At 44.7% G+C, this 25,534-nt stretch carries 20 protein-coding genes and 1 tRNA gene; 11 read left to right on the top strand and 10 right to left on the bottom strand.

The features are described 5' to 3' along the window. Positions 1-5: 5 nt before the first annotated feature. Positions 6-2,474, bottom strand: a complete 2,469-nt coding sequence (locus CLV93_RS05910; RefSeq protein ID WP_106541243.1) for a helix-turn-helix domain-containing protein — start codon at positions 2,472-2,474, stop codon at positions 6-8. A gap of 168 nt (positions 2,475-2,642) precedes the next feature. Here CLV93_RS05910 and CLV93_RS05915 point away from each other — a divergent pair, with 168 nt between their 5' ends. Further along, complete coding sequence (locus CLV93_RS05915; protein ID WP_106541244.1) at positions 2,643-2,852, top strand: dodecin family protein; 210 nt, start codon at positions 2,643-2,645, stop codon at positions 2,850-2,852. Positions 2,853-2,937: 85 nt separating this feature from the next. Here the strand turns inward: CLV93_RS05915 and CLV93_RS05920 are convergent. After that, positions 2,938-3,011 (bottom strand) — tRNA-Cys (locus CLV93_RS05920). Positions 3,012-3,139: 128 nt separating this feature from the next. Then, the gene (folB, locus tag CLV93_RS05925; protein WP_106541245.1) at positions 3,140-3,490 is read right to left on the bottom strand and encodes a dihydroneopterin aldolase; all 351 of its coding nucleotides are present in this window, start codon (positions 3,488-3,490) and stop codon (positions 3,140-3,142) included. A 101-nt stretch (positions 3,491-3,591) separates the two neighbouring features. Here folB and CLV93_RS05930 point away from each other — a divergent pair, with 101 nt between their 5' ends. Then, positions 3,592-5,379 carry a glutamine--tRNA ligase/YqeY domain fusion protein gene (locus CLV93_RS05930; protein ID WP_246187197.1) on the top strand — a complete coding sequence of 596 codons (1,788 nt, stop codon included), beginning with the start codon at positions 3,592-3,594 and terminating at the stop codon, positions 5,377-5,379. Positions 5,380-5,467: 88 nt separating this feature from the next. On the opposite strand, the gene CLV93_RS05935 is transcribed toward CLV93_RS05930, so the two are convergent. Together CLV93_RS05935 and CLV93_RS05940 are read right to left on the bottom strand one after the other, a co-directional pair. Further along, positions 5,468-5,923, bottom strand: coding sequence for a DUF4395 domain-containing protein (locus CLV93_RS05935; RefSeq protein WP_106541246.1), 456 nt, complete (start codon positions 5,921-5,923; stop codon positions 5,468-5,470). Positions 5,924-5,947: 24 nt separating this feature from the next. Beyond that, entirely contained in the window at positions 5,948-7,312 is a 1,365-nt protein-coding gene (locus CLV93_RS05940) for an MATE family efflux transporter (RefSeq protein ID WP_106541247.1), read from the bottom strand. A gap of 179 nt (positions 7,313-7,491) precedes the next feature. Between CLV93_RS05940 and CLV93_RS05945 the strand changes: the two genes are divergently transcribed. From CLV93_RS05945 to pulA, 6 genes are all read left to right on the top strand, one after another. Beyond that, positions 7,492-10,212 (top strand): 4-alpha-glucanotransferase, encoded by a 2,721-nt coding sequence (locus CLV93_RS05945; RefSeq protein WP_106541248.1) that lies wholly within the window; start codon positions 7,492-7,494, stop codon positions 10,210-10,212. A 101-nt stretch (positions 10,213-10,313) separates the two neighbouring features. After that, positions 10,314-11,054 (top strand): LiaF transmembrane domain-containing protein, encoded by a 741-nt coding sequence (locus tag CLV93_RS05950; RefSeq protein ID WP_106541249.1) that lies wholly within the window; start codon positions 10,314-10,316, stop codon positions 11,052-11,054. Positions 11,055-11,072: 18 nt separating this feature from the next. Beyond that, positions 11,073-12,143, top strand: coding sequence for a sensor histidine kinase (locus CLV93_RS05955; RefSeq protein ID WP_106541250.1), 1,071 nt, complete (start codon positions 11,073-11,075; stop codon positions 12,141-12,143). Between the two features lie 50 nt (positions 12,144-12,193). After that, a complete protein-coding gene (locus CLV93_RS05960; protein ID WP_106541251.1) occupies positions 12,194-12,946 on the top strand; it encodes a LytR/AlgR family response regulator transcription factor in 753 nt (250 codons plus the stop codon). Between the two features lie 308 nt (positions 12,947-13,254). Beyond that, complete coding sequence (locus tag CLV93_RS20095; protein WP_146141962.1) at positions 13,255-13,782, top strand: hypothetical protein; 528 nt, start codon at positions 13,255-13,257, stop codon at positions 13,780-13,782. A 3-nt stretch (positions 13,783-13,785) separates the two neighbouring features. Beyond that, positions 13,786-15,732, top strand: coding sequence for a type I pullulanase (pulA, locus tag CLV93_RS05970; protein WP_106541253.1), 1,947 nt, complete (start codon positions 13,786-13,788; stop codon positions 15,730-15,732). Here pulA and CLV93_RS05975 read toward each other — a convergent pair. Then, the gene (locus CLV93_RS05975) at positions 15,729-16,946 is read right to left on the bottom strand and encodes an alanine dehydrogenase (protein ID WP_211297750.1); all 1,218 of its coding nucleotides are present in this window, start codon (positions 16,944-16,946) and stop codon (positions 15,729-15,731) included. The two genes, pulA and CLV93_RS05975, sit on opposite strands and share 4 nt — an antisense overlap. An 11-nt stretch (positions 16,947-16,957) precedes the next feature. Beyond that, complete coding sequence (tsaE, locus tag CLV93_RS05980; RefSeq protein ID WP_106541254.1) at positions 16,958-17,377, bottom strand: tRNA (adenosine(37)-N6)-threonylcarbamoyltransferase complex ATPase subunit type 1 TsaE; 420 nt, start codon at positions 17,375-17,377, stop codon at positions 16,958-16,960. Between the two features lie 191 nt (positions 17,378-17,568). On the opposite strand from tsaE, the gene gcvH reads away from it, so the two are divergent. After that, positions 17,569-17,949 (top strand): glycine cleavage system protein GcvH, encoded by a 381-nt coding sequence (gene gcvH / locus CLV93_RS05985; protein ID WP_106541255.1) that lies wholly within the window; start codon positions 17,569-17,571, stop codon positions 17,947-17,949. A 78-nt stretch (positions 17,950-18,027) separates the two neighbouring features. On the opposite strand, the gene infB is transcribed toward gcvH, so the two are convergent. From infB to rimP, 3 genes are all read right to left on the bottom strand, one after another. Continuing rightward, positions 18,028-21,150: a translation initiation factor IF-2 gene (gene infB, locus CLV93_RS05990; protein ID WP_106541256.1), complete on the bottom strand. Its 3,123-nt coding sequence runs from the start codon at positions 21,148-21,150 to the stop codon at positions 18,028-18,030. 90 nt (positions 21,151-21,240) lie between these two features. Beyond that, positions 21,241-22,479 carry a transcription termination factor NusA gene (nusA, locus tag CLV93_RS05995; protein ID WP_106541257.1) on the bottom strand — a complete coding sequence of 413 codons (1,239 nt, stop codon included), beginning with the start codon at positions 22,477-22,479 and terminating at the stop codon, positions 21,241-21,243. A 12-nt stretch (positions 22,480-22,491) separates the two neighbouring features. After that, positions 22,492-22,956: a ribosome assembly cofactor RimP gene (gene rimP, locus CLV93_RS06000; RefSeq protein ID WP_106541258.1), complete on the bottom strand. Its 465-nt coding sequence runs from the start codon at positions 22,954-22,956 to the stop codon at positions 22,492-22,494. 214 nt (positions 22,957-23,170) lie between these two features. On the opposite strand from rimP, the gene CLV93_RS06005 reads away from it, so the two are divergent. Both CLV93_RS06005 and lpxD read left to right on the top strand, forming a co-directional pair. Beyond that, the gene (locus CLV93_RS06005) at positions 23,171-24,421 is read left to right on the top strand and encodes an HD domain-containing protein (RefSeq protein WP_106541425.1); all 1,251 of its coding nucleotides are present in this window, start codon (positions 23,171-23,173) and stop codon (positions 24,419-24,421) included. A gap of 41 nt (positions 24,422-24,462) precedes the next feature. Further along, positions 24,463-25,503: a UDP-3-O-(3-hydroxymyristoyl)glucosamine N-acyltransferase gene (lpxD, locus tag CLV93_RS06010; RefSeq protein WP_106541259.1), complete on the top strand. Its 1,041-nt coding sequence runs from the start codon at positions 24,463-24,465 to the stop codon at positions 25,501-25,503. The last annotated feature ends 31 nt before the right edge of the window (positions 25,504-25,534 follow it).

The raw sequence follows: 25,534 nt of genomic DNA on the forward strand, positions 1-25,534 counted from the left end.
ATTCTTTACTTCGCTTTTTCTACTTCTTTCCTTTTTAAATGACTTATCACAAAATGCAGGTCGGAGAAGGTAACTTCATCGCCGGCTAAGCTTTTTATTTCCGATAATGACCTTGTTTTATCACTTTTAATGAGTGGTGAAATCGTTTTTATGGTTTCTTCGCGGACAAAGTCTGTGATTTCCAGAGTTCCTTGTTCAACGTAATAAGCAAGATGCCTTTCAATTGTTCCAGTGGTGAGACCTCTCTGTTTGCTGATGGCAGGTATATCCATCCCCTGTTGGTAGAGGTTGAAGGTGACCTGTTTGGTATCTTCTTTTTTCTCACGTAAGGGTGGATGGTTGCTGTCTTTTCTTATCGGTATGTTTTTCTTATGGCAATATTCCTGCACAATTTTGAGGATGTCGTCGCCATGTTGAGTTAGTTTTTTCTTTCCAATGCCGTTAATAGAACCGAGTTGTTTTATCGTTGTTGGTAGTTCATTGGCAATCAGACGCAGTGATTTCTGCGAAACGATAGAATAAAGAGCAACACCGGCCTCATTAGATAGTTGATAGCGCCATGCTTTTAGTTCCTGGTAAAGTTCGGGATGAATAACATCCGAGTCATTCAGAATGATTTTCGGTTTTCTTTCAACTTCCATATCTCCAAGCTGTGCCAACGCCCTTGTGCGAAGATAGCTCACCAGATCGAAACCTGTACTGACTGCTGTGAAAGACTTTATTTTCTGTGTGGTTTCTCCCTCTATCTTTTCAGAAAGTTCATCCAGTGATTTCTGAATTGCTCTGTTATCTGACTCGTAATAAAGTTTCCCGAAAGCGGGTTGCCATTGGTTTTCCAGATATTCTTTAAAATAGATGCCGGCTTTACTGATCCGTTCGTTGAAGAAAGAATCGGTTTCCGGATACCTGTTTTCCTGAAATAGTCGATTACATTGATTTTGGAATTTTATCGAAACATCCTTTAGATGAGGTAAATGAACATTTGACAATTCCATCAGTTTGTTTTTCAGGTTACCCTGAACGCTCTCCTCGTTGGTGTCGATAAGATGGAATAGATTGTTGATTTGCTTTTCGATGGAATGAAAGTTAAAGAGTTCGTTCAGCAACATTTGTTGGTAGGCTCGCCTGGATTTGGCGAAATCCTGACTATCGGGTTTGTTGGCGGCCACTTTGCTGTTGAAATGCCGAACCATCGGATCGCAGATAACAGCATCGGATGATAAGGGCGTACTAAGCCGAAGGCCCTCCAGTGTTTTGCACCGGCTTAGCGCCACGTAGGTTTGCCCATGTGCAAAGGCGGCATGCGCATCGATAACAGCTTTGTCGAAGGTTAATCCCTGACTTTTGTGAATGGTGATGGCCCATGCCAGCTTCAACGGGTACTGAATAAATTTTCCAACCTCCTTCTCCTCGATATTTTTCGTTCCCGGATGGATGGTGTACTGGATATTACGCCATTCTTCCTTTTCGACTTCAACCCGTTCATCTTCCCCCGGAAAAGATACTTCGATGTGTTCCTCGTCGAGCTCGGTGACCACACCAATCTTTCCGTTGTAATATTGCTTGCGGTACGAGGTGTCGTTCTTTAAAAACATCACCTGAGCTCCTTCTTTCAGTTGCAGATTGGCTGGTGCCGGATAATTGTATGAAGGAAAATCTCCCTGAACTTCTGCTTCGAAGGTGTACAACTGGGTTCCGAGTCGTGCCAGTTTCTGATGATTGATACTTTCAGCTCCGGCATTGTGTGTTGTGAGCGTGATATAGCCCTCGTTATCTCCGTGGAGGTAAGACGGATGAAATCGGTCATTTAGTGTCTGGAGAGATCCGGGCGTCAATCGGTCATCTCTTATTTCATTCAGAATTCGAATAAATTCTTCGTCTTGTTGGCGGAAAATTGTTTTCAGTTCGATGTTAACCGGCTTGGAGTCGGCCAGCGCGTGGCTGCTGAAGAAATAAAACGTATCGTAATAAGATTTGAGCAACTCCCATTCTTCTTTTTTCACTACCGGCGGAAGTTGCTGAAGGTCTCCGATTAATAGCAACTGCACTCCACCAAAAGGAACATCCGCACGGCGGTATCTGCGGAGCACTTCATCAATTCCATCAAGTACATCGGCCCGAACCATGCTGATTTCATCAATGACTAATAAATCGAGAGTTCTGATAATGTTGATTTTGGTTTTACTAAATCGGTAACGTTGCTCATTGCTGCGCTGTTGATTCGTAACTCCTGTTATCTTTTTCGTCAGAATGGGCCCAAATGGAAGTTGAAAGAACGAATGAATGGTTACACCACCGGCATTGATAGCCGCTACACCTGTAGGTGCCACAACAATTGTTCGCTTTAAAGGATTGACTTTTAGATTTTGTAAGAAGGTGGTTTTTCCAGTACCTGCCTTCCCGGTTAAGAAAACGTTCCGGTTGGTATACCATACGAATTTCCTCGCAAGATCGATTTCAGGATTCGGAGTCATTTGAGGTGGATTTTGACATTCGGATATTGAAGTTACAAAAAAATGTCGACGATACCGGTGAATACCGACAGTTGAAAAGCAGGTTTTTGTGTTGTGAAAATTGGTTGTCTTTCGCGTTGAATATTTGTACCTTAAATAGATTCGAACACTAAATTAGGAGGGCTCATTATGTCAGAAAGCGTTTATAAAATTATTGAACTGGTCGGTACCAGTACTGAATCATGGGAAAAAGCAGCGATGAATGCGATTAATCGGGCTTCGAAATCTTTACGAGACCTACGTATTGCTGAAGTTTCGCAACTGGATATGCACATAAAGGATGGTAAAGTAGAAGCTTACCGGGCCAAGGTGAAAGTGTCGTTCAAATTCGAAGGCTGATAGCGATTTCCTGTGATTCTTTTTCTGGTTGTTAGACCGGAAAAATAAAAGCCGCATTCCTGAGTTCAGAGATGCGGCTTTTAGGTGGAGGTCGGTGGCGGATTCGAACCGCCGTACGCGGTTTTGCAGACCGCTGCCTAGCCACTCGGCCAACCGACCATTATAACATTCGAAAATTAGCTGGAATCTCACTTTTTAGTGACGAATAGCCTGTATTTTTTCGATGCGGATGCAAATATAGGGAAATTTCTTCATCCCTTGCAACTCTCTTTTCAAAAATCCCCGGGCTAGCGCTCGAGGGTGACACTTACCCGCTCGATTTGTCCTCCCATCGGAGGATTCATTTTCGAAATCTTCACTTTGGCCCAGTGTATTTCCGGAAAGGTTGCATACAGACTATCCAGAATTCGTCCGCCAATATGCTCTAAAAGATGTGACTTCTCTTCCATCTCATCCTTAATCAACTGGTAGACCAACTGGTAATTCAGCGCATCTTCCAGCTTGTCACTTTTCGAAGCAGCCTGGCAGTTTGTCCGTATCGCTACATTAACCAAAAAACGGTTCCCGACTACTTGTTCCTCTTTGAAATGCCCGTGATAGGCATAAAATTCCATGTCCTCAATTTCAATCAGTCCCATGTTGTTCCGGTGTTAAACTACGTCCCTTTTGGTCAGAAATTGCATTTCCTTCCGGCGTTTGTTTCCTCAAAATTACGAGTATTTTATGAAAACCTATTTTTATGATTGATTATTACCATGAATGGGGAAACTCTTCTTACTTTTGTGAGAACATTTTGACAACAATTCCGCGAAGTAACTCATTGCATATGACGGAAAAGAAAACCACAACCGAAGGAGCTGAAAAAAAGGCTCCTAAGAATTTTATACATCAGCAGATTGACGCTGATTTGGCCGAAGGTAAGAATGGTGGACGTGTTCATACTCGTTTCCCCCCGGAGCCTAATGGCTATTTGCATATCGGTCATGCCAAATCGATTTGCCTGAATTTTGGTTTAGCAGAAAAATATGGCGGCCTGACCAACCTGCGTTTCGACGATACTAACCCGACGAAAGAGGAAACCGAATACGTTGATTCCATTAAGGCCGACGTTCACTGGCTCGGTTTTGACTGGGGCGATCGGGAATACTACGCCTCTGATTATTTTGACAAGCTGTATGAGTTCGCCGTAACATTAATCAAGCGCGGACTCGCTTATGTCGATTTACAGGGACAGGAAATGATCAGTCAGCAACGTGGTACGCCGCAACGTCCGGGAATTGAAAGTCCGTACCGAAATACTTCGCCGGAAGAAAACCTGATGCATTTCGAGAAAATGCGGAACGGAGAATACGAGGAAGGTCATTGCGTGTTGCGTGCCAAGGTTGATATGGCATCGCCGAACATGCACATGCGCGATCCGTTGATGTATCGTGTCCTGAAAAAGACGCATCACCGTACAGGTGACAAGTGGTGCATCTACCCGATGTATGATTTCGCGCACGGACAGAGTGACTATTGGGAAGGAATTACCCATTCGATTTGTACGCTGGAATTTGAGATTCACCGCCCGTTATATGACTGGTTCGTCGATCAATTGAAAACAGATGAGTATCGTCCGCGACAGATTGAGTTCTCGCGGTTGAACCTGAGTTATACCGTCATGAGTAAGCGTCGTTTGCTCGAGCTTGTTCAGAAAGGATACGTTAGTGGATGGGACGATCCGCGTATGCCCACTATTTCCGGCCTTCGCCGAAGAGGGTATACGCCCGAATCAATCCGGAAATTTTCTGAGCGAATTGGTGTAACCAAGGTCGACGGCGTGACCGATGTCGCTCTTCTGGAACATGCTGTTCGCGAAGATTTGAACAAGCGTGCCCAGCGTGTGATGGGTGTTTTGAATCCGTTGAAAGTGGTAATCACCAACTATCCGGAAGGAGAAGAGGAAAACACCGAAGCAGTTAATAATCCGGAAGATGAAAGCATGGGCAAACGTAGTGTGCCGTTTTCCAGGGAGCTTTATATCGAACGTGACGACTTTATGGAAGACCCGCCACGGAAGTTTTTCCGTCTGGCACCGGGCCGCGAAGTCCGTTTGCGTTATGCATACTTCATTACTTGTAACGAAGTAATAAAAGACGAAAACGGAGAAGTTGTTGAATTGCGATGCACTTACGATCCGGAAACTAAGGGTGGAAATGCTCCCGACGGGCGGAAAGTGAAAGCGACGCTTCACTGGGTTTCAGCCAAGCATGCGGTAAAAGCAGAAGTACGGCTTTACGATCGCTTGTTTAATGATCCGGATCCGGCCGGCCACAAGGATGTTGACTTCAAGGAATTCCTGAATCCTGATTCGCTGGAGATTCGTTCGGAGTGTTATGTCGAACCTTTCGTGAAGGATGCGAAACCACTGGATCATTTCCAGTTTGAGCGCGTCGGTTATTTCAACCTCGATCCGGACTCAACACCGGAGCATATGCGTTTTAACCGCACGGTTCCGCTCAGGGAAACCTGGAAAAAGATGCAATAAGTTTAAACAGATGATATATAGAAAAGAGTTGTCTCCGGTTTACGCCGGAGACAGCTCTTTTTTTGTCATATCTTTTTTCCCTGTCTCGTTAAATCTTTTTCCTGTTCTTGTTGAAGAAGGGAAGGACAGCGTAGGTGTAAACGTAACATCCCATGCAGAAACCCACGCTCCACTCCAAAAACGCAAAAACCGTAAGGACTCCCATGACAATTTGTGAGGCCAAAACATAATGGGTGAGCAGAAGAATAAAGGATACAACAGAAAACAGAAAGCCAACGCGAGCTGCGAAAATTTTCGGCCCCTTATTAATCTGTTTCGATTGAAATGGAACAAATTGGGTGAGTCCGGCGCCGGAACACGCCAGTATGCTGGTGTTCTTCATTCCAAAACCACGTGAATAGAAATCAATGGCCAGAAAGGCCGCGGCAAACAGGTTCGGTTTTACGGTAAACAAAACAGCAATAATGAAACTGAGCAAAGCGGTACCTCGTACGGCTTTCTCGTCGACTTTTTCAGTCGATACGGGGCAAATAAGTGAGCTCATATGAATTCAATTATTAGGGTTAAACTAAGTTTTAGACGTATGAATGTGTGCAACCTTACGAATTTTTTTCCGGGTATAAAAAAAAGTATAAATGGCTGCTGTCCAGTTTACGATAAAAAGGCTCCACCAGATTCCTTTTGTGCCCCAATTTAATATCACAGCTAGAAAATAGAACAGGGGCAGGGGCACGAGTAATCTTCTATATAGTCCAATCCATATGGCATACATGGGCTTTTTCATTCCTTGCAAAGTAGAGACAGAAATATTCAAAATAATGTAGGAAAGGAAATAAAAAACACCTACGTGGAGGTATTCAACGCCTATTCCGACCACATCGGGATCTTCGGTGAAAAATCCGACCAACTGTCTCGCAAAGAAGAAAACCAGCGTGGAACCAATCAGAATGATGATAATCCCGTAGGTCTGGCTCAATTTCCAGGTTTCATAAACACGGTGTAACAAAAGGGCGCCCATGTTTTGGCCCGTAAGCGTCAGTGTGGCAATATTCAATCCGATGGTCGGTAGTAAAGCCATCTGCTCTATCCGAATGGCAATCCCGAATGCAGCAACCGTGTTGGCTCCAAATCTTCCGGCGAAAGCCGTAATGATAAAAATTCCCAGCGCGATTGTCATCATATTTAAACTGGCCGGGAATCCCTGCTTGAAGAGGTTGGTGAAAAACAGCTTTCTCGGAAAAAGTTCACGGTAGTTTAAGTGAAGAAGAATGCCGCGACTCCGAACCACGAATAGCAGGTAAAACATGCCGATGAATTGAATCATAACGGTCGAAAGGGCAATGCCTTTTATACCCATCGCGGGAACTCCCAGGCCTCCGAACATGAACCAGGGGTCGAATCCGAGGTTCAAAAAGAATCCGGCTATCAGGAAATTCCGGTAGGTGCGGGTGTCTCCCCGCGAGGTTAGGAAGGCGTTGAAGATATTATTCATCAGGAAAAAGACGGTGCCGCAAAGTATTAGGTACATGTATTGCAGTGCCGTGTCGAGGTATTCGCCTTCAGCACCCATAATGCGGAAAAGTATGGGGGCAAGGAAGAAACCGATTATCGTGAGCAGTACTGAGTTGACGATAGCAAACGAGATAGCCTGAATGCCGTACAACCGGGCTTCCTTAAATTTTCCCGCGCCCAGCGCATGAGATATGAGAGCAGTTGTTCCCGTTCCCAAACCGGTTCCCAGTGCCAGGATGATAAAGAAAACAGGGAAAGACAGTGACAGGGATGCCAGTACTTTCGTAGATAGAAGTCCGCCGTACCACGTGTCGGCTACGTTGAACAGCGTGTTGAAAATGAAGCCAACACTGGCCGGAACCGCCAATTGCTTGATAAGTCCGGGTAGTGGCGCAGTTGTAAAATTAGATCGGCTGTTCATGTTAAGTTATCCTCGTGTTTAACAAATTACTGGCAAAATGCAGGTAAAGTACTTGCATATACTGACTCTCCAACAATTTATTTTTTGTAGTGTTTCATTTTATGACAAATTTATAAGTTGTAAATTGTAGGTAATGACCCCCAAAGCTTTTGTTCACCTACATTTTCGGAGGATAACTTATGAGAGTTTCTTTTAAGATAGATTATCAGACTGTTTGGGGACAACGACTTTATGTTTTGGGCTCCCGGCCTGAATTTGGCGAATGGAACCCCGATCGGGCTCTTGAGATGAAGAATAACTATCCGGGCGAATGGGAATTGATTATCAAAGTAGAAGATCTTGATTCGTGGGATTATAAATACCTCGTGAAAGACGATGACGGAGGCGTTTTGTGGGAGTGGGGAGGTAACCGACATGTTGATCTTTCGAAAGGGAAGTTTGATGAAGTTCGTATCCGGGATTTCTGGAGAACCTCGCAGGATGTAGAGAATACACTTTTCCATTCGGCTTTTACCCGTGTGCTGATGCAACGGAAACCATCCGGTAAGCGACAGAAACAGTTACATACTGGCCGGGTGTTGCGGGTGCAGGTACATGTTCCTAGGGTAAATCACCGGTACACTATTGCTTTATTGGGAAATCGCCCGGAATTAGGTGCCTGGAAAGAGCGGGACGCTCTCGTGATGGATGATTCGCGTTTCCCGCTTTGGTCGGTGGATATTGATGCCTCGGAATTAGTGTTTCCACTGGAATTCAAATATGTCGTGTATGACGAGCGTGAGCGAAAAGTGATTTCGTGGGAAGATGGCAATAATCGTGTGATTCGTGATTTTGTCTGTAAAGAAGATAATAGCCTGAAAGTACATACCGACGAGAAGTTTCGTTTCCCGATTGGTGTTTGGCGGGGCGCGGGTGTGGCGCTGCCGGTATTTTCTATCCGGACCGAAAAAAGTGGAGGAATTGGTGAATTTCCTGACTTGAGAATGTTGGTTGACTGGGCTAAGAAAACTGGTCTCAAGATGATACAGCTCCTTCCGGTCAATGAAACGGTGGCTACGCAAAGCTGGATTGATTCATACCCGTACAAAGTTATTTCTGCGATGGCCCTGCACCCGGTTTATGCGAACATTGAACTAATGGGAGAGTTGAAAGACGGGAAGGTGATGCAGGATTTTCGGGAACAGCTTTACGAATTAAACCAGATGGAATCGGTTCCCTATGAGGAGGTTCACCGGGTTAAGTCGCGTTATTTTAAACAGCTGTTTGACCAAGAGATGGAAACGTTTCTGAATGATCGTGATTTTCTTCTGTTCTTCTCGGAAAACAAAGAGTGGCTGGTTCCTTATGCAGCATTTTGTTATTTGCGTGATCAGAATAAAACAGCCGCTCATCGTATGTGGAAGAAGTACGCCATCTATCGTCCAGAGGAGATACAGCAGCTTTGCGATCCGTCACAAAAACACTATCCCGATATTGCTGTCCACTATTTCATTCAGTATCATCTCGACCGGCAGCTGCGTGATGCGTCGAACTATGCGCGGAAAAACGGAATCGTGCTGAAAATCGATATCCCGATAGGCGTTAGTCCCGATAGTGTTGAGACCTGGACACATCCCGAGTTATTTAACCTGGAGGAACAGATAGGTGCACCGCCGAATGAGGATGACGATATGGGACAAAACTGGGGATATCCGACCTACAACTGGGAGCGCATGGCGTATGATGGTTACGATTGGTGGCGCAAACGGTTACTAAAACTTGGCTCCTGGTTCGACGCTTATCGGCTGGCCCATGTGGTGGGATTCTTTCGTACGTGGGTAATTCCTTCTCCGCAAACCAGCGCTGATATGGGCTTTTTTGTGCCTTCTTTTCCGCTTACGCGGGATGATATTATCGATGCCGGAATTCATTTCATCGAGGAGCGAATGACGCGGCCGTTTATCCGCGAATATTTTCTGTGGGATTTGTTCGGCGATTATACCGATGAGGTGAAGAACAGGTACCTGGAAGAGTATGGTTCGGGTAAGTACAATCTTCGTCCGGAAGTAGATACACAAAGAAAAATTGCTATTCACTTTGAGCAGTTCAAGAAAGAAGGCAATCTTCCTGATAAGGAAACCCGGATTATGGAAGGCTTGAATTCGCTGGTTAGCGAGGTCCTGTTTTTGCGCGATCCGTATGACAAGTATAAGTTCCATCCCAGAATTCGCCTTCAGGATACTTATTCGTTCATTAACCTGGATGAAGAAACGCGTTATAGTTTCGAGCAGCTGTATGTGGATTATTTCTACAAACGGCATGAAGATTTGTGGCGCGACAATGCTATGGTGAAACTTCCTGCTTTATTGCGCACTTCCGATATGATGGCTTTTGGCGATGATTTGGGCATGAATCCTGACTGTGTGCAGCAGGTGCTCAAAGAGTTGGGCATCCTAACGCTCGAGGTGCAACGCAGGCCTCATGATACCGAGGTGGAATTCGGGCACCCGTCCGATGCGCCGTACCTGTCAGTCTGCACTACTTCGAGCCACGATATGACGACCATCAGGGGATGGTGGGAAGAAGACTACGAGCGTAGTAGCCGGTTTTTCCATAACCTGTTGGGACATGCAGGCGAAGTGCCGCATTTCATGGAACCATGGATAGCGCGTGATATTATCAATCAGCATTTGTGGTCGCCGGCTATGTGGGCCATCTTTCCTTTGCAGGATTTACTGGCCATGGACGGTGAATTGCGCTGGGAGAAGATATGGAACGAGCGGATTAACATCCCGGGGATAACCTATTACTATTGGCGCTACCGGATGCATTTGAAGATGGAAGAGTTGTTGCGCTCCGATGGCTTTAACCATGCGTTGAGTAAGATGATCGAGCAGTCGGGTAGAAATAACGATTATTAATTTTTCGCTGTTTACCGATAATTAAGCGGGATTTACCGATTTAGCATTTTGGATTCTGCTCTTTCGGGCTATTTTTGAGGTAAACAATAAAAGTTAATATCATGACATCAAACCATAATCCGCATTTCCCTCAGGATGATTTTGCGAAGCCTTATCGTTCTCATAAAGGAAATCGTCCACTCCTGGGATTGATACTGGTCCTGATTGGAGTTATCTTGATTGCCGATAATTCCGGATGGATACGTCCTTCAATATCAAGGATTGTTATTAGCTGGCAAATGCTGCTTATTGTCATTGGCTTATTTAACCTCGCCAAACGAGTTGTTACACCTGGTCTTATTTTAATCGCTATTGGAGGGTTTTTCCTCTTGCCCCGCATTTCGGGTGTCCCCGATAATATCGTTTATAATTTCTGGCCGGCTGTACTGGTCATTGTCGGTCTGGTATTTTTAATGGATCGAACACGGCACGGAGCGAACTTTAAAAAAGGGGTGAATTCAACGGACTATTTTGACGAAGTCGCTGTGCTGGGCGGACGTGAAACTTCCCTGGTAACCAATAATTTTAAAGGCGGAAAAGTGACGACTATTTTTGGTGGTTGTACATTTAATCTGTTGAAGGCAAACCCGGCAGAAAACTGTACCATCGATATGTTCACTATGTTTGGCGGTTCCAAGTTCATCGTACCATCCGATTGGAATGTGAAAGTGGAGGTCGTTGCTATTCTCGGCGGATTCTCTGACAAGCGCTCTATCTCATTGAGTGAAGTCGATAGTAACAAAGTAGTAGTTATAAAGGGGTTTGCTATTTTTGGCGGCGGAGAAGTGGCCAATTTACCATAACCATCTAACCACTAATCTATGACTCACCCGTTTATTGCTAACAGGCGTTTTCTGGTCATATATCTATCGGTCCTGATTGTTATCGGGATCGGTATCTTTCTGGTGCTGGCTTTGAATAATCCAGTGCCCTGGTGGTTTGCCTTTACAGACAGTTTTGTCAATATCGTGCTCTTCGGGGGTATGGGATTAGGCGTTTGGTATATGGTAATATATACCGATCCGGATGAAATGAGCCGGTTGCAGTTTTTAGGGAATCATATCGCAGCTGCCCTGATATTTATTTCCTTGTGGCTTTTTGTTGGCGGAGTAATCGTTCATTTGTTTGTTCAGTCGCCCACTTATTACGGGTTTTATGAGAATAGTTATCCTGGCCGTGCCTGGACTTGCCTGTTGCTCTACGTCCTGCTGGTTTTGTTTTATTATCTGATTGTTTACTACCGGAATTTCAGGGAAAAGGTAGAACGTACAGCACAGCTGGAATCAATGGTGAAGGAATCTGAACTGAAAGCTCTGAAGTCGCAAATCAATCCACATTTCCTGTTCAACAGTTTAAATTCCATTGCTTCATTGACGATGACAAAGCCGGAACGCGCCCGCGAAATGGTGGTATGCCTTTCCGAATTTATGCGGTATTCGCTTAAAAGCCGGAACGAGGATAAAGTTACCCTGAATCAGGAGTTGCACAATATCGAGTTGTACCTGAAAATAGAGAAGGTGCGATTTGGTAGCAAGTTAAAGTATCATATTGATGTTGAAGATGCGGCCGGAGAAAGCATTGTGCCTAACCTGATATTGCAACCGGTTTTTGAAAATGCCATTAAATACGGTGTTTATGAGGCGATTGAACCCGTTGAGATTAGACTGAAAGCAGTGGTGGTGGCTGAATTTCTTGTTCTCGATATTGAAAATGATTTTGACCCGGAAGCAGTTCCAACAAAAGGTGAAGGAGTGGGACTCCGAAATATTGGGAGCCGGCTAAGGGTGATGTACGGACGTAGTGGGCTGCTGGATGTTGAGAAGCGGATGAATACATTTCACGTTCATATGAAAATTCCTCAGGACGAAGTTGATAAGTCGAAGAATATCTAAAGAATATTGCTTGTCATCTTAGCATTGAATCAATTGAAAACCTTTTTGCCATGAAAAAATATCGCGTCCTTGTTGTTGATGATGAAGATCTGGCCCGTGAATTATTAATTGAATACCTCAAAGAAGACCAACGTGTTGAAGTGATCGGAGAATGTTCGAACGGGCTTGAAGGAGTGAAGGCCGTTCAGGAGCTGCATCCCGATTTGGTGTTCCTGGATATTCAGATGCCTAAAGTCAACGGTTTTGAGATGCTGGAGCTGCTGACCGAGCCGCCGGAAATTATTTTTTCCACGGCATTCGATCAATATGCCATCCGCGCCTTCGAGATGAACGCTGTTGATTACTTGTTGAAACCTTACCCGATTGAGCGACTTTCGCAAGCTGTTGATAAAGCCATCGAACGAATCGAGAAAAAAGATATCGACCAGCTGCCTGTTGAACAGTTAGTCAGTGATCACGACGATCAGGTGGTTCATGTGGAACGGATTGTTGTTAAATCCGGGAGTAAAATCCACATCATTCCGGCCAGCGATATCCGCTACATCGAGTCACAAGATGACTATGTGATGATCTACTGGAAGAATGAACATGCAATGAAACAGAAGACGATGAAATACTTCGAGACTCACCTCGATCCGCAGCAGTTTATCCGTATTCATCGTTCTTATCTGGTGAATGTTTCACAAATCAACGAAATTCAGCAGTACGAAAAAGAGTCATGGATATTGCAGCTTAATGGTGGTGAAAAGCTGAAGGTTAGTAAATCGGGCTACCGGAATCTTCGGGAGCGACTGAGTTTTTAATTTCACTGTTGATAAAATGTGAATAACAACCGCTTTTTTCAACTTTCTGCTAACTGGCATCTGGAAAATGGCAAATGTCAAAAGAGCTTTAATTCAAATTTATTCACCGTCAGTAAAAGTATTCCACAAGGTTTTAACTATTATTTGAACGGACTGGATTGAGTTTTCAACAATATATTCACAGGGTTTGAACAGGATTAGTTTGTGTCAGGGTTTCTCTATAAAGATATTTTGGTAATCGACTGGTTTTTATGCGGGAATATTCGCAGAATTCCCTTCTTTTGTGTGATTAAATCCTGCACCAGAGGATGATTGCATGTGTTACACTTTCGGTAAATAGTTTATTAGCGTTGCATAATGTCGGACCTGAAGGGTACAAGATACTTTGGGCACTGGCTGCTTTGCTCGTGCCGCTAATCGTGTACTATTTATGGAGGAGGGTTTCGTGGAGACGACTGTTCAGCGCGTCGAAAAACCCTGAATCAGATAACGGAGAATTGTCATTATCGCTTTTCGGTGAACCGGAATTCAGACCCATTGTTTTGTATGTCAGAATGAAAAATCATTCGGACCGCATAATCGATATTGAAGCGCCGGTAATTGTGTTTAAACGATGGCGAAGCTCCCGAAAATTCCGGATACGGAAAGTAAATGAATCGGAGATTTATCCGCTGTTGTTGGATTCCGGCCAAACCCACGAGCTAACCGTGCAACTCGAACCTTTTTATCGGAAGGAACCCATTCTGAGAACAGCAACCAGGGTGAGAGTGGAAGTCGCGGAAGTGAATGGAAATATTCGGCTCGAAAGCCAGATTGTGCGTTTAAAATGGATATAGACTGTGAGAAACTGGAAATTTAATCCTGTTGAATTTGATAAATACCCCGTTTACGAAGGTAACGATTTAGGAGTATTCTGGTCTGAGGATAAGACCATGGTGAAGGTTTGGGCGCCTTCGGCAACCCGTATTTTTTTTCGGTTGTACCGGGAAGGATTTGGAGGCGATGCCGAGGTTGAACACTACCTCGAGCAAAGAGGTAATGGCATTTGGCTTTTGGAGTTATCGGGAGACTGGAATGGTTGGTACTACACCCTTCAAGTACGCGACAACTACGGCTGGCTTCTGGAAGGTCCCGACATTTACGCTCGAAGCACCGGTATTAACGGCCGGCGTGGGATGATTTTCAATCCGGCTGAGACCAATCCTGAGGGGTGGTCAGCTGACGAGCGTGTTGTGCCGGCCTCTCCCACGGACATGGTCATTTATGAGACGCATATCCGCGATTTTTCCATGTCGCCCGATTCGGGTATACGACATAAAGGGAAATACCTGGGGTTTACCGAGACCGGAACAAAATCACCCACAGGGGAAAAAACAGGATTGAATCACCTGGATGAACTGGGAGTCACTCATGTTCATTTGTTGCCGGTTGCCGATTTCTATACGGTTGACGAAAGAAAGGAAGCTCCTCAATACAATTGGGGGTATGACCCGCTGAACTACAATACACCCGAGGGATGGTACTCAACTGACCCGAACGATGGCAGAGTACGGGTTAGAGAGCTGAAGCAACTGGTAAAGGCGTTACATGAACAGGAAATTGGCGTCATCCTCGATGTGGTTTACAATCATACTGGTCTTATCAACGAGTCGTACTTCAATCAAACCGTTCCCGGTTATTTTTATCGACAGAAAGAGGATGGCGGTTTCTCTGATGCCAGCGGGTGTGGAAATGAACTGGCCTCTGAAAGGGCGATGGTTCGGAAGTATATCGTTGATTCGGTGATGTATTGGGCTTCTGAATATCATATCGATGGCTTCCGCTTTGACTTAATGGGCGTGCTGGATATTGAAACGATGAATATCATTCGGAAAAGTCTCGATACTATCAACCCGAATATTTTCCTTTACGGCGAAGGATGGACTGCCGGCAAAAGCCCTCTGGAAAAGAAGAGGCGGGCGACCAAACGGCACACGTTGAAGCTTGACCGGATTGCCAGCTTTAGCGACGACATGCGCGACGGCTTGAAAGGAAGTGCTTTCGATCAGTTTAGTACCGGCTTCATCAGTGGTCATACGCTGCAGGAAGAGCGTTTGAAGTTTTCGATGGTGGGCGCGGTAAAACACGATCAGATTGCGTACGACTATGTCGAATCGTCGAAAGGCCCCTGGGCCAACGAAGCAGCACAATGTATTAATTACGTCTCATGTCACGACAATTTCACGTTGTTCGATAAGCTTCAATATTCCTGTCCGGAGGCTTCCAAGGCACAGATCGAACGAATGGTCCGACTTGCCTTAGGTATTGTGCTTACTTCGCAAGGGGTGCCGTTTCTGCACGCAGGATCCGAAATGATGCGGACCAAGGGAGGTCATCACGATTCATATCGGTCACCTGATTTGTTGAACCAGATTGACTGGAGCCGGAAGCACGAATTTCACAATTTGTTCCTTTTCACTCAGAAATGCATTGAGCTGCGCCGGCAGCATCCGGCATTCCGGATGAGTTCTGCGAAAATGATAAACGAGAAGATGCGGTTCAACGGCAAATACATTCCCGGAATTATTCAATACGAGCTGGGTGATTATGCCAATGGCGATTCATGGAAGAGTATCCAGATGTTATTTAACGGAAATAATTACTCAGTTGAATTGGAGATTCCTGAAGCCAACTGGCTGGTTATTGCTGAGGACGGGGAAATTAATCCCAATGGAATGGGGCGGATGACTACCGGAAAAGTGCGCATTCATCCTACCTCGATGATGATTTTGGTGGCTGAAGATTAGAAAGCAGCAAGTAGAAGGTTGATATCCTTAACAGGAATGTCGAGTATGTTCCCGAGATCGTGATTCGTTAGGATGCCGTTGAAAACATAAATTCCTTCGCAGAATCCCTGGTTGATTCGGATATATTGTTTCAAACTCCCTGAACGTCCCATGTTGAGCAGGATGGGAGCGATGATGTTGCTAACCGAAATAGATGTGGTTCGCGCCATTCGCGAAGAGATATTTGGTACACAGTAGTGAATAACACCATGTCTGTTGAAAACCGGTTTTTTCAGATTGGTAATCCGCGATGTTTCGAAACAGCCTCCCTGGATAATATTCAAATCGATAATGACAGAGCCGTTTTTCATGTTCTCTACCATCGTTTCGGGGACAATTATTTTCGGAACCTCATTCATCGATAGTGCACCAATGGCGACATCCGCCGATTTCAAAGCTTTCTTTAACGCTTTCGGGTGGAAAACAGATGTAAAAACCCGCTGCCCGAGTCGTTCCTGGAAGCGCATCAGCTTGTGGATACTGTCGTCGAATACCTTGACAACCGCTCCTAGGCCTAATGCATTGCGGGCAGCAAACTCAGCTGCTGTTCCGGAACCGATAATGACTACTTCAGTTGGAGATATGCCGGTGATTCCACCCAGGATAACTCCTTTTCCGTCCCGGAAGGTACTGAGGTAATCGCTGGCTACAAAAATGGCAGCGTTTCCCATTATTTCACTTAAAATCCGGGTAACCGGGAAAATGCCATGTTCGTCCTTCATGTACTCAAAGCCAATGGCAGTCACCCGTTTTTGCATCAGTTTGCGAATGGTCTCCTGGCTTTGAAATGTGATGTATAGCGGTGACAACAGAAGTTGGTTGCCTTTCAAAAGTTTAGCTTCCTCCAGCGTAAATGCCGACATTTTTACAATCACGTCCGACTGAAGAACCTCGGCCTTTGTTTCACAGATGACTGCTCCCGATTCAGCGTAAGCGTGATCGGAATAGCTGGAACCTTCTCCTGCTCCTTTTTCAATGAAGATATCGTGGCCGTTCGACACCAAAAGTTCGACAGCCTGCGGTGTCAATGGTATACGGAACTCTACGTCGGGAACGACATTGGGAATGCCGATGCTCAGTTTCATGCTTTTCTTCTGTGGAATCAGGAGTTGTTCTTTGGGAAGCAAATCCGGATTGGCAAGCGAACTCATTTTGGCAGATTTCCGTTGAATCATGGCGTATCAGGTTAATTTCTCGATTCGATCATCCTCAGTCCGTCGTCCAGTTCTGTGATATAGACTTTAACAGCATTCTCCGGGAGAAGGGGCTCAATTTTTTCGGGCCATTCGATAAAGCAGTGTTTTCCACTGAAAAAGTAGTCTTCGTAACCGAAATCGAATGCTTCTTCCAGCGTTTTTATCCGGTAAAAATCGAAGTGGAAAATCTGGTCGTCGGTTGAAGTTTGGTATTCGTTGATCAATGCAAAGGTGGGGGATGTAACGTAATCGATTACCTGCATTTCTTCGCATAACGCCTTGATAAACGTTGTTTTACCCGCTCCCATCTTGCCGTAAAATGCAAATACTCTGTCGGCCGGATGCGCCGCAATAAATCGCTTGGCGATATGGTTGATATCCTCCAGAGAATGTATCTCAGCCTTAAACATTTTCAATGTGGATTTTCGTTTTTCAATTTTAATCAATTTCGGGATTTAATAAAAACAGTGTATTAATTAATTTCAACGCTTCTTTCCCAGTTCAGGATTCTGTTTTTTGGAGCTGACTTTCTAACAGGGTTTAAACCAAAAATTGTTGTACTTTTGGGAAAGCATCTGAAATTTTTAAAACGTTTTATCTTATGAATATTCCTGCTGATTTAAAATACACGAAAGACCACGAATGGGTTCGTGTGGAAGGTGACAAAGCTGTAGTTGGTATCACCGATTTTGCTCAGGGTGAGTTAGGTGATATCGTTTTCCTCGAAATTGAGACCGAAGGCGACGAACTGGGAAAAGAGGAGGTTTTTGGTACTGTCGAAGCCGTTAAAACTGTCTCTGATTTGTTTATGCCCGTTTCCGGAACCGTAGAGTCTTTCAATACTGAACTGGAAGACGCACCCGAGTTGGTGAACAAAGATCCGTACGGAAAAGGATGGATGATTAAAATTGCCATGAGTGACTCATCTGAATTGGATGACCTGATGTCGGCAGACGAATACAAAGATTTGATCGAGGGCTGATTATCCTCCTAAAAGACACTAAAAAAGCCGGTCAAAATTTTGACCGGCTTTTTTAGTGTCTTTTATCGTGAATTTTGCTTATTTCAGTTTTTTGGCCACTTCTACCTCAGTGAAAGCTTCTACAAAATCACCTTCTTTGATATCATTGTAGCCTTCGATGTTTAATCCACATTCGTAACCACGGGCAACCTCTTTCACATCATCCTTGAAGCGCTTCAGTGAACCAAGTACGCCTGTGTAGACCACGATACCATCCCTGATGACACGAACCTGAGCATTGCGGGTAATCTTTCCATCCCGAACGATACAACCGGCAATGGTACCCACTTTGGTGATCTTGAACGTTGTCATAATTTCGGCCGTTCCCTGTATTTCTTCCTTGATTTCGGGAGCAAGCATTCCTTCCATCGCCGACTTGATTTCGTTGATAGCGTCGTAGATAATGGAGTAGAGACGGATATCGATTTCCTCTTTCTCCGCAATCCGGCGAGCATTGATGGACGGACGTACCTGGAATCCAATGATAATTGCATTGGATGCGGTAGCCAGCATCACATCCGATTCGGTAATCTGTCCCACAGCTTTGTGGATAACATTTACCTGAATCTCCTGCGTCGACAGTTTAATCAACGAGTCGGAGAGTGCTTCGATGGAACCGTCAACGTCACCTTTCACAATCACATTCAGTTCCTGGAAGTTTCCGATGGCGATACGACGACCAATCTCGTCGAGTGTGATATGTTTCTGAGTCCGGAGTCCTTGCTCACGCTGTAACTGTTCGCGCTTGTTGGCAATTTGCCGGGCCTCTTTTTCTTCTTCCATTACATTGAACTTGTCACCAGCCTGTGGTGCACCGTTCAATCCGAGAATCAACGTAGGTTCTGATGGACCCACCTCTTCGATTCGTTGGTTCCGTTCGTTGAACATCGCCTTGACGTGTCCAAAATACTGTCCGGCCAGGATAACGTCACCTACCCGGAGTGTACCGGCTTGAACCAATACTGTGGCAACATAACCACGTCCTTTATCCAGCGATGATTCGATAACCGAACCGACAGCACGTTTATCCGGATTGGCCTGCAAGTCGAGCATTTCAGCTTCAAGCAGCACTTTCTCCATCAATTCTTCGATGCCATTACCACTCTTGGCCGAGATGTCCTGTGACTGGTATTTACCGCCCCACTCTTCAACGAGGTAGTTCATGTTGGCTAACTCTTCCTTGATTCGCTCCGGGTTGGCTCCCGGTTTATCAACTTTATTGATAGCGAATATAATTGGCACACCAGCTGCTGAAGCGTGGTTGATAGCCTCGATTGTCTGCGGCATCACGTTATCATCGGCAGCGATAATAATGATGGCGATATCGGTAATCTGAGCACCACGGGCACGCATTGCTGTAAAAGCCTCGTGACCTGGAGTATCGAGGAAAGTAATCTTACGATTATCTTCCAGCGTGACGTTATATGCTCCAATGTGCTGTGTAATACCTCCGGCCTCACCAGCAATTACGTTGGTTTTCCGAATGTAGTCGAGTAGTGAGGTTTTACCGTGGTCAACGTGTCCCATCACCGTTACAATCGGCGGGCGAGGTTGCATTTCCTCGTCGGTATCGTCCTCTTCCATGATGGCTTCCTGTACCTCTACCGAGATAAATTCTACGGTGTAGCCGAACTCATCGGCAACAAGAGCCATGGTTTCCGCATCGAGACGCTGGTTGATGGATACGAACAAGCCGAGATTCATACAGGTCTCAATAATCTTGGTAACCGGAACATCAATCATGTTGGCCAATTCGTTTACAGAAACGAATTCTGTTACCTTAATTACATTCTTTTCCTGTTCGGCTTTCGCCATTTCCTCAGCCATCTTCTCACTGACGGCATGACGTTTTTCACGACGGTATTTCGACCCTTTCGATTTCTGACCTTTGGAAGTCAGGCGGGCAAGTGTTTCTTTGATTTGCTTCTGAACATCTTCCTCGCTAACCTCTTTTTTCGGTGCGTTTTTCTTCCGGTTTGGTTTTTTCTTCCAATCGCCCCTTTTGCCTCCATCTTTATGATGTTGTTGCTTGTTGGGCTGATTGTCCTTTTTATTGTTGCTTACCGAAACGCGTTCTTTTGGGTCCTTCTGAATCCTTTTACGCTTTTTCCTTCGGTTTTGCCGTTCTTCGTCTTTTTTATTCTTATTGTTTCCGGGCTTGCGTTTATCCGCTTGCGGAAGATCAATTTTTCCGACAACTGTCGGTCCGGAAAGTTTCTTTCTTTCCAGTTTGAAAATTTCATCTCCGTTATCAGCATTCGCCTCCTGCGATTGCTCTTTCTCTTTGCCCTTTCCCTGCGGTTTTTTTCGAGCTTCCTGCTCTCCCGGGGTAGGTCTTTGCTGTTTTTTCGGAGTCTCTTTAGTTTGTTTTGAGCCAGGCTTCATGGAATCGAGATCGACTTTACCAACGACTTTAACTTTGTCCTCTGCTTTTGGCGAAGCAGATTCCTTTTTGTCTGATTTCTCAGCTTCAGGGGGTGTCCCAGCCGCGGGTTTTTCAGTCTTCCCTGGCTCTTTTTTCTCCTGTTTCGGAGCTTTTTCGGACTTATCTTGTTCCTGTTTCTTTTCCTTTTCTGAAGATTCGGGAGAAGGTACTGGTTCTTTTTTCTCCGGAGCTTTTTCTGTTTTCGGAGTTTCCTTTTTCTCTTCCTCTTTTGGGGCTTTCTTTGGGCCCACGTTTTCCAAATCTACGTGACCAACAACTTTAACTTTTGGCTTGTCTTCTTTTTCTTTCTTCTCGGGTGCAGGAGGCGTAGGTTCTTTGGATTGTTTGGGTTTGGGAGGCTCTTCCGAAGGTTGTTGTTTTTTCTCTTCTGCGCGGTGTGCAGAACTGCTATGGTCGGCGATGCGGATGGAGTCATCATCCTGGAAGTCTTCTTCTTCCGTGTCTGCATTTTCCTCCTGATGAACGTCATCAAGTGAAACAGATTCTTTCTTCGACCTTGTTTGACGCAAGTTCACCTTGTTCGCTTCGATGCGAGCCTCGTGATCTTTACGAAACTGCTTTTCGAGCATTTCCTGTGTCTTATCATCAATCTTGGTGTTCGGATTGGATGAAATCTCGACCCCCTGCTTCTGCAAATAGTCAACCAGGGTGGAAATACCCACGTTTAATTCGCGTGCAATTTTACTTAATCTAGTACCTTTGTTTCCTACAACCATATTTAGCCAAAGAGTTAATAATCAAAATGTCTGTTCCGTTTACCCCGAATCTCTGTACGGCAGATTGTCTGCTGTTGACATGAACATGAGTTACTCAAATTCAGTCTTGAAGATACGGAGAACCTCGTCAATGGTTTCCTCTTCAAGATCGGTTCTTTTGATCAATTCTTCTCTTGAAAGACTTAATACATTTTTGGCTGTGTCGCAACCAATCGCTTTCAATTCGTCGAGAATCCAATCTTCAATTTCGTCAGAGAATTCGTCGAGGTTAACATCCTCGTCATCTTCCTCTATCTGATCGCGGTAAACGTCAATTTCGTAGCCGGTCAACTGACTGGCCAGACGGATATTCAAACCGCCTTTACCAATTGCGAGCGATACTTCCTCGGGTTTCAGATATACCTCGGCACGTTTATCCTCTTCATTAATTTTAATGGTGGAAATTTTAGCCGGGTTCAATGCCCGTTGAATGTACAGCTGCAAGTTATTCGTAAAATTAATTACATCAATATTTTCGTTGCGGAGCTCCCGAACAATACCATGAATGCGGGAACCTTTCATGCCTACACAAGCTCCAACCGGGTCAACGCGCTCGTCGTATGATTCAACGGCAACTTTGGCCCGCTCACCGGGTACTCTAACGATTTTCTTGATGGTTATCAGGCCATCGAAAATCTCGGGAACTTCCAACTCGAAAAGTCTTTCGAGGAATACCGGTGAAGTACGTGACAGAATAATCTGCGGATTATTGTTTTTCATTTCAACCCTTACGACTACTGCACGAATGGTATCTCCTTTCCGGAAAAAGTCTGAAGGAATCTGCTCTGCTTTCGGAAGCAACAGTTCGTTGCCTTCGTCGTCGAGTACCAGAATTTCCCTCTTCCAAATTTGGTAAACTTCTCCGGTAACAATATCACCTACTTTTGATTTATATATGGTGTAAATGTTATCTTTTTCAAGCTCCAATATCCTTGCTGCCAGATTCTGACGCAAGTTAAGAATTGCCCGGCGACCGAAATGAACCAATCTCACTTCGTCAGACACTTCTTCACCTACTTCGTAGTCGGTATCAATTTTTTTCGCTTCAGATAATGAAATCTGAAGGTTGGGATCGGTTAAATCCTTGTCTTCTACAACCTCACGGTTCCGCCAAATCTCGAAGTCGCCCTTGTCAGGGTTGATGATTACATCGAAATTCTCATCGGTGCCGTATTGTTTTTGTAGCACACTGCGAAAAACATCTTCCAGCACACTCATCATCGTGGCTCTGTCGATGTTCTTTAACTCTTTAAACTCCGAGAAGGTGTCAATCAAGTTCAGATTGTCCATTTCTTTATTCTTTTATTTAAAAGAAATAACGCTTTTTGCTGTTCTTATCATGTCGAACGAAAATGGAAGGTCCTCTGTTACAGTTACCTTCTTCTTTTTTCCTTCAACCCGCTCACGCCGGCTTTCTTCCAGTATGATGCCGTCTTCACTGGCTTCCTTTAAAATGCCGGTGTGCTTGTCACCGTCATTGGTTGTTACTTCAATTTCGCGTCCAATATTTTTTTGGTACTGACGAAGCACCTTGAAGGGTTGGGTTAAACCCGGCGACGAGACCTCCAGTTGAAAATCTTCTTCATCCCGGTCGAGATTGTGCTCAATTTGACGGCTGAATGCAACGCATTGATCAATGCTCAGGCCATTGTCACTATCGATCAGAACCGATATGGCGTTACCGGCTGAGACCTGAATATCGACAACAAACATGTCGTCAGTAAGCTTCTCATCAATCAGACTCCGAATCAGTTCTTTATTAATCATCTTTAACCCTAATAAAATAGGGGACTCACTGTCCCCTAATCCTTCGATTATTCTTCGCCGCAAAAATAATATAATTGTATGATATATCAAAACAAACCTACTTTTGTTTGAGCTATTTTAGATTTGGGTTTTAGGGGGTTGCCGGTCTTTTCCTTCCCCTTCCGAAAACATTTTGTATTTTGCAGAAGTTAAAAATATCGTAAAAGAACATCATTTGAAGCCGCTTAAACGAAAAATTGTCAACGATCCGGTGTGGGGGTTTATCGAGTGGGATTCACCGTTGTTGTTGGATTTGATTAGTCATCCTTACGTACAGCGTCTTCGTCGGATTAAACAGTTGGGGCTTTCCAGTCTGGTTTATCCCGGTGCCAATCATACCCGCTTCGAGCATGTTATCGGTGCAATGCACTTGGTGCGCTCAGCGTTGGATGTACTGAAAACAAAAGGACATGAGATAACAGAGGAGGAAACAACAGGTGTGCTGGCTGCTATCCTTTTGCATGACATCGGACATGGTCCGTTTTCACACGCTTTGGAAGAAAGCATGGTAAAAGGGATTTCACATGAAGTTATCTCGAAGTTGTTCATGCACCAGTTGAATCGGGAATTTGACGGCCGTCTCGATTTGGCTATTCAGATATTCGCCGGAGAGTATCACAAAAAATTTCTGCACCAGTTGGTCAGCAGTCAGCTGGACATGGATCGGCTCGATTACCTGAAGCGTGACAGCTTTTATTCCGGTGTTTCGGAAGGAATTGTTTCGTCTGATCGGATCATCAAGATGCTGAATATCCGGAATGATGAACTGGTGGTTGAGTCGAAGGGGATTTACTCTATCGAAAAATTTCTGATTGCCCGACGATTGATGTACTGGCAGGTGTACATGCACAAAACGGTTTTGTCGGCCGAGCATATGATGATAAGTGTGTTGAAAAGGGCGCATGAGCTAGCTTCCGATGGCGACAATGTATTTGCCCCGCCAGCACTGGGTGTATTTCTGCGTGGCGATATCAGCCGGCACGAGTTCGAATCGGGCGACAATGAAACGGTCAAATCAGCGCTTCAATTGTTCGCCGAACTGGACGATACGGATATTCTTAGTTCGATAAAAGAATGGACTCGTCATTCTGACGTGATTTTGTCAACGCTTTCCCGGAGTATCATTAACCGAAACCTTTTTAAGATCAAGTTGAGTAGTCATCCGGTAACGGAAAAAAAGAGGGCAGAATTGCGTGAACGTGTTATGAAGACTTTTTCGGTGACATCATCCGAAGCCGATTATTTTGTCATCTCGGGAACGGCGACAAACAATGCCTACATGCCAAGTGTCGAGCAGATCAATATCTTGTTCAAAAACGGAAAAATAAAGGATATCAAGGATGCTTCGGACATTAATTTGTCCGGATTATCTACGACTGTGCGCAAATATTTTGTCTGTTATCCTCGCGAAATAATTTTGAAGTAATATTAATTAACTATTTTTGCACGAAATTTAAAGAACAGCGCATGGAGTTTTCAGCCAACGACATTGCCGGGTTGCTGGGCGGTGAAGTAGAAGGAGATGGCAGTGTAAAAGTGAATAATGTTTCCAAAATCGACCAGGGAATTCCCGGAACATTGGCTTTTCTTGCTAATCCGGCTTACGCTAAATATATATATACAACGAAGGCATCGGTGGTGTTGGTTAACCGCGATTTTCAACCGGAGGATGAACTTTCCTGTACGCTTATCCGTGTAGACGACGCCTACGCTTCGATTGCCAAATTGCTGAATTACTACGAGCAATCGAAGCCGAAAAAAGTTGGCGTCGAACAACCTTCCTTTATAAGTGAATCCGCATCAGTTGGAGAGCAGGCATATGTAGGCGCTTTTGCCTATGTGGGTGAAAAAGCCACGATTGGTAAAAATGTCAAAATTTATCCTAACGTATATATTGGTGACGGAGCTGCCATTGGAGACGATACGATTCTGTATGCAGGAGTAAAAATTTACGCCGGCTGTAAAGTGGGTAAGAATTGTATTCTGCACGCAGGTGTAGTTGTTGGATCCGATGGGTTTGGATTTGCGCCAACTTCCGATGGTAGCTATGATAAGATTGCTCAGGTGGGGAATGTGGAGATTTATGATAATGTGGAGATTGGCTCAAATACCACAATCGATTGTGCGACCATGGGGTCAACCGTTATCAACGAGGGTGTGAAAATTGACAACTTGGTGCAGATTGCGCACAATGTGGAAGTTGGAAAAAATACTGTTATTGTAGCTCAGGTAGGAGTTGCAGGATCAGCTAAGATTGGAGAAAATTGTATGATTGGCGGACAAGTAGGTATTGCCGGTCATATTAGAATTGGCAATAACGTTAAAATTGGTGCCCAGTCAGGAATTTCAAATAATGTGAAAGATAATTCGACAATTTTTGGGACGCCTGCCTTTGGACATCGCGATTTTATGAAATCGTATGCCGTATTTAAAAATCTTCCGCAGTTGCGTTCAGATGTGATTGAGCTTGGGCGGAAAATAAAAGACCTGGACGAATCCAACAGCTGATTTTAGTGAAGTGATTGATTCAGACGGTTTA

Source organism: Prolixibacter denitrificans (genome assembly GCF_003014495.1).
Taxonomy (GTDB): Bacteria; Bacteroidota; Bacteroidia; order Bacteroidales; family Prolixibacteraceae; genus Prolixibacter; species Prolixibacter denitrificans.

Bases quoted from the DNA above. Each gene is read 5' to 3' on its own strand.
- CLV93_RS05950 (WP_106541249.1), top strand. From the start codon at position 10,314: ATGACATCAAACCATAATCCGCATTTCCCTCAGGATGATTTTGCGAAG.
- CLV93_RS05975 (WP_211297750.1), bottom strand. From the start codon at position 16,946: ATGATTCAACGGAAATCTGCCAAAATGAGTTCGCTTGCCAATCCGGAT.
- CLV93_RS05930 (WP_246187197.1), top strand. From the start codon at position 3,592: ATGATTGATTATTACCATGAATGGGGAAACTCTTCTTACTTTTGTGAG.
- gcvH (WP_106541255.1), top strand. From the start codon at position 17,569: ATGAATATTCCTGCTGATTTAAAATACACGAAAGACCACGAATGGGTT.
- rimP (WP_106541258.1), bottom strand. From the start codon at position 22,956: ATGATTAATAAAGAACTGATTCGGAGTCTGATTGATGAGAAGCTTACT.
- tsaE (WP_106541254.1), bottom strand. From the start codon at position 17,377: ATGTTTAAGGCTGAGATACATTCTCTGGAGGATATCAACCATATCGCC.
- folB (WP_106541245.1), bottom strand. From the start codon at position 3,490: ATGGGACTGATTGAAATTGAGGACATGGAATTTTATGCCTATCACGGG.
- CLV93_RS05955 (WP_106541250.1), top strand. From the start codon at position 11,073: ATGACTCACCCGTTTATTGCTAACAGGCGTTTTCTGGTCATATATCTA.
- CLV93_RS05945 (WP_106541248.1), top strand. From the start codon at position 7,492: ATGAGAGTTTCTTTTAAGATAGATTATCAGACTGTTTGGGGACAACGA.
- nusA (WP_106541257.1), bottom strand. From the start codon at position 22,479: ATGGACAATCTGAACTTGATTGACACCTTCTCGGAGTTTAAAGAGTTA.
- infB (WP_106541256.1), bottom strand. From the start codon at position 21,150: ATGGTTGTAGGAAACAAAGGTACTAGATTAAGTAAAATTGCACGCGAA.
- CLV93_RS05960 (WP_106541251.1), top strand. From the start codon at position 12,194: ATGAAAAAATATCGCGTCCTTGTTGTTGATGATGAAGATCTGGCCCGT.
- lpxD (WP_106541259.1), top strand. From the start codon at position 24,463: ATGGAGTTTTCAGCCAACGACATTGCCGGGTTGCTGGGCGGTGAAGTA.
- CLV93_RS05940 (WP_106541247.1), bottom strand. From the start codon at position 7,312: ATGAACAGCCGATCTAATTTTACAACTGCGCCACTACCCGGACTTATC.
- CLV93_RS05915 (WP_106541244.1), top strand. From the start codon at position 2,643: ATGTCAGAAAGCGTTTATAAAATTATTGAACTGGTCGGTACCAGTACT.
- CLV93_RS20095 (WP_146141962.1), top strand. From the start codon at position 13,255: ATGATTGCATGTGTTACACTTTCGGTAAATAGTTTATTAGCGTTGCAT.
- CLV93_RS05935 (WP_106541246.1), bottom strand. From the start codon at position 5,923: ATGAGCTCACTTATTTGCCCCGTATCGACTGAAAAAGTCGACGAGAAA.
- CLV93_RS05910 (WP_106541243.1), bottom strand. From the start codon at position 2,474: ATGACTCCGAATCCTGAAATCGATCTTGCGAGGAAATTCGTATGGTAT.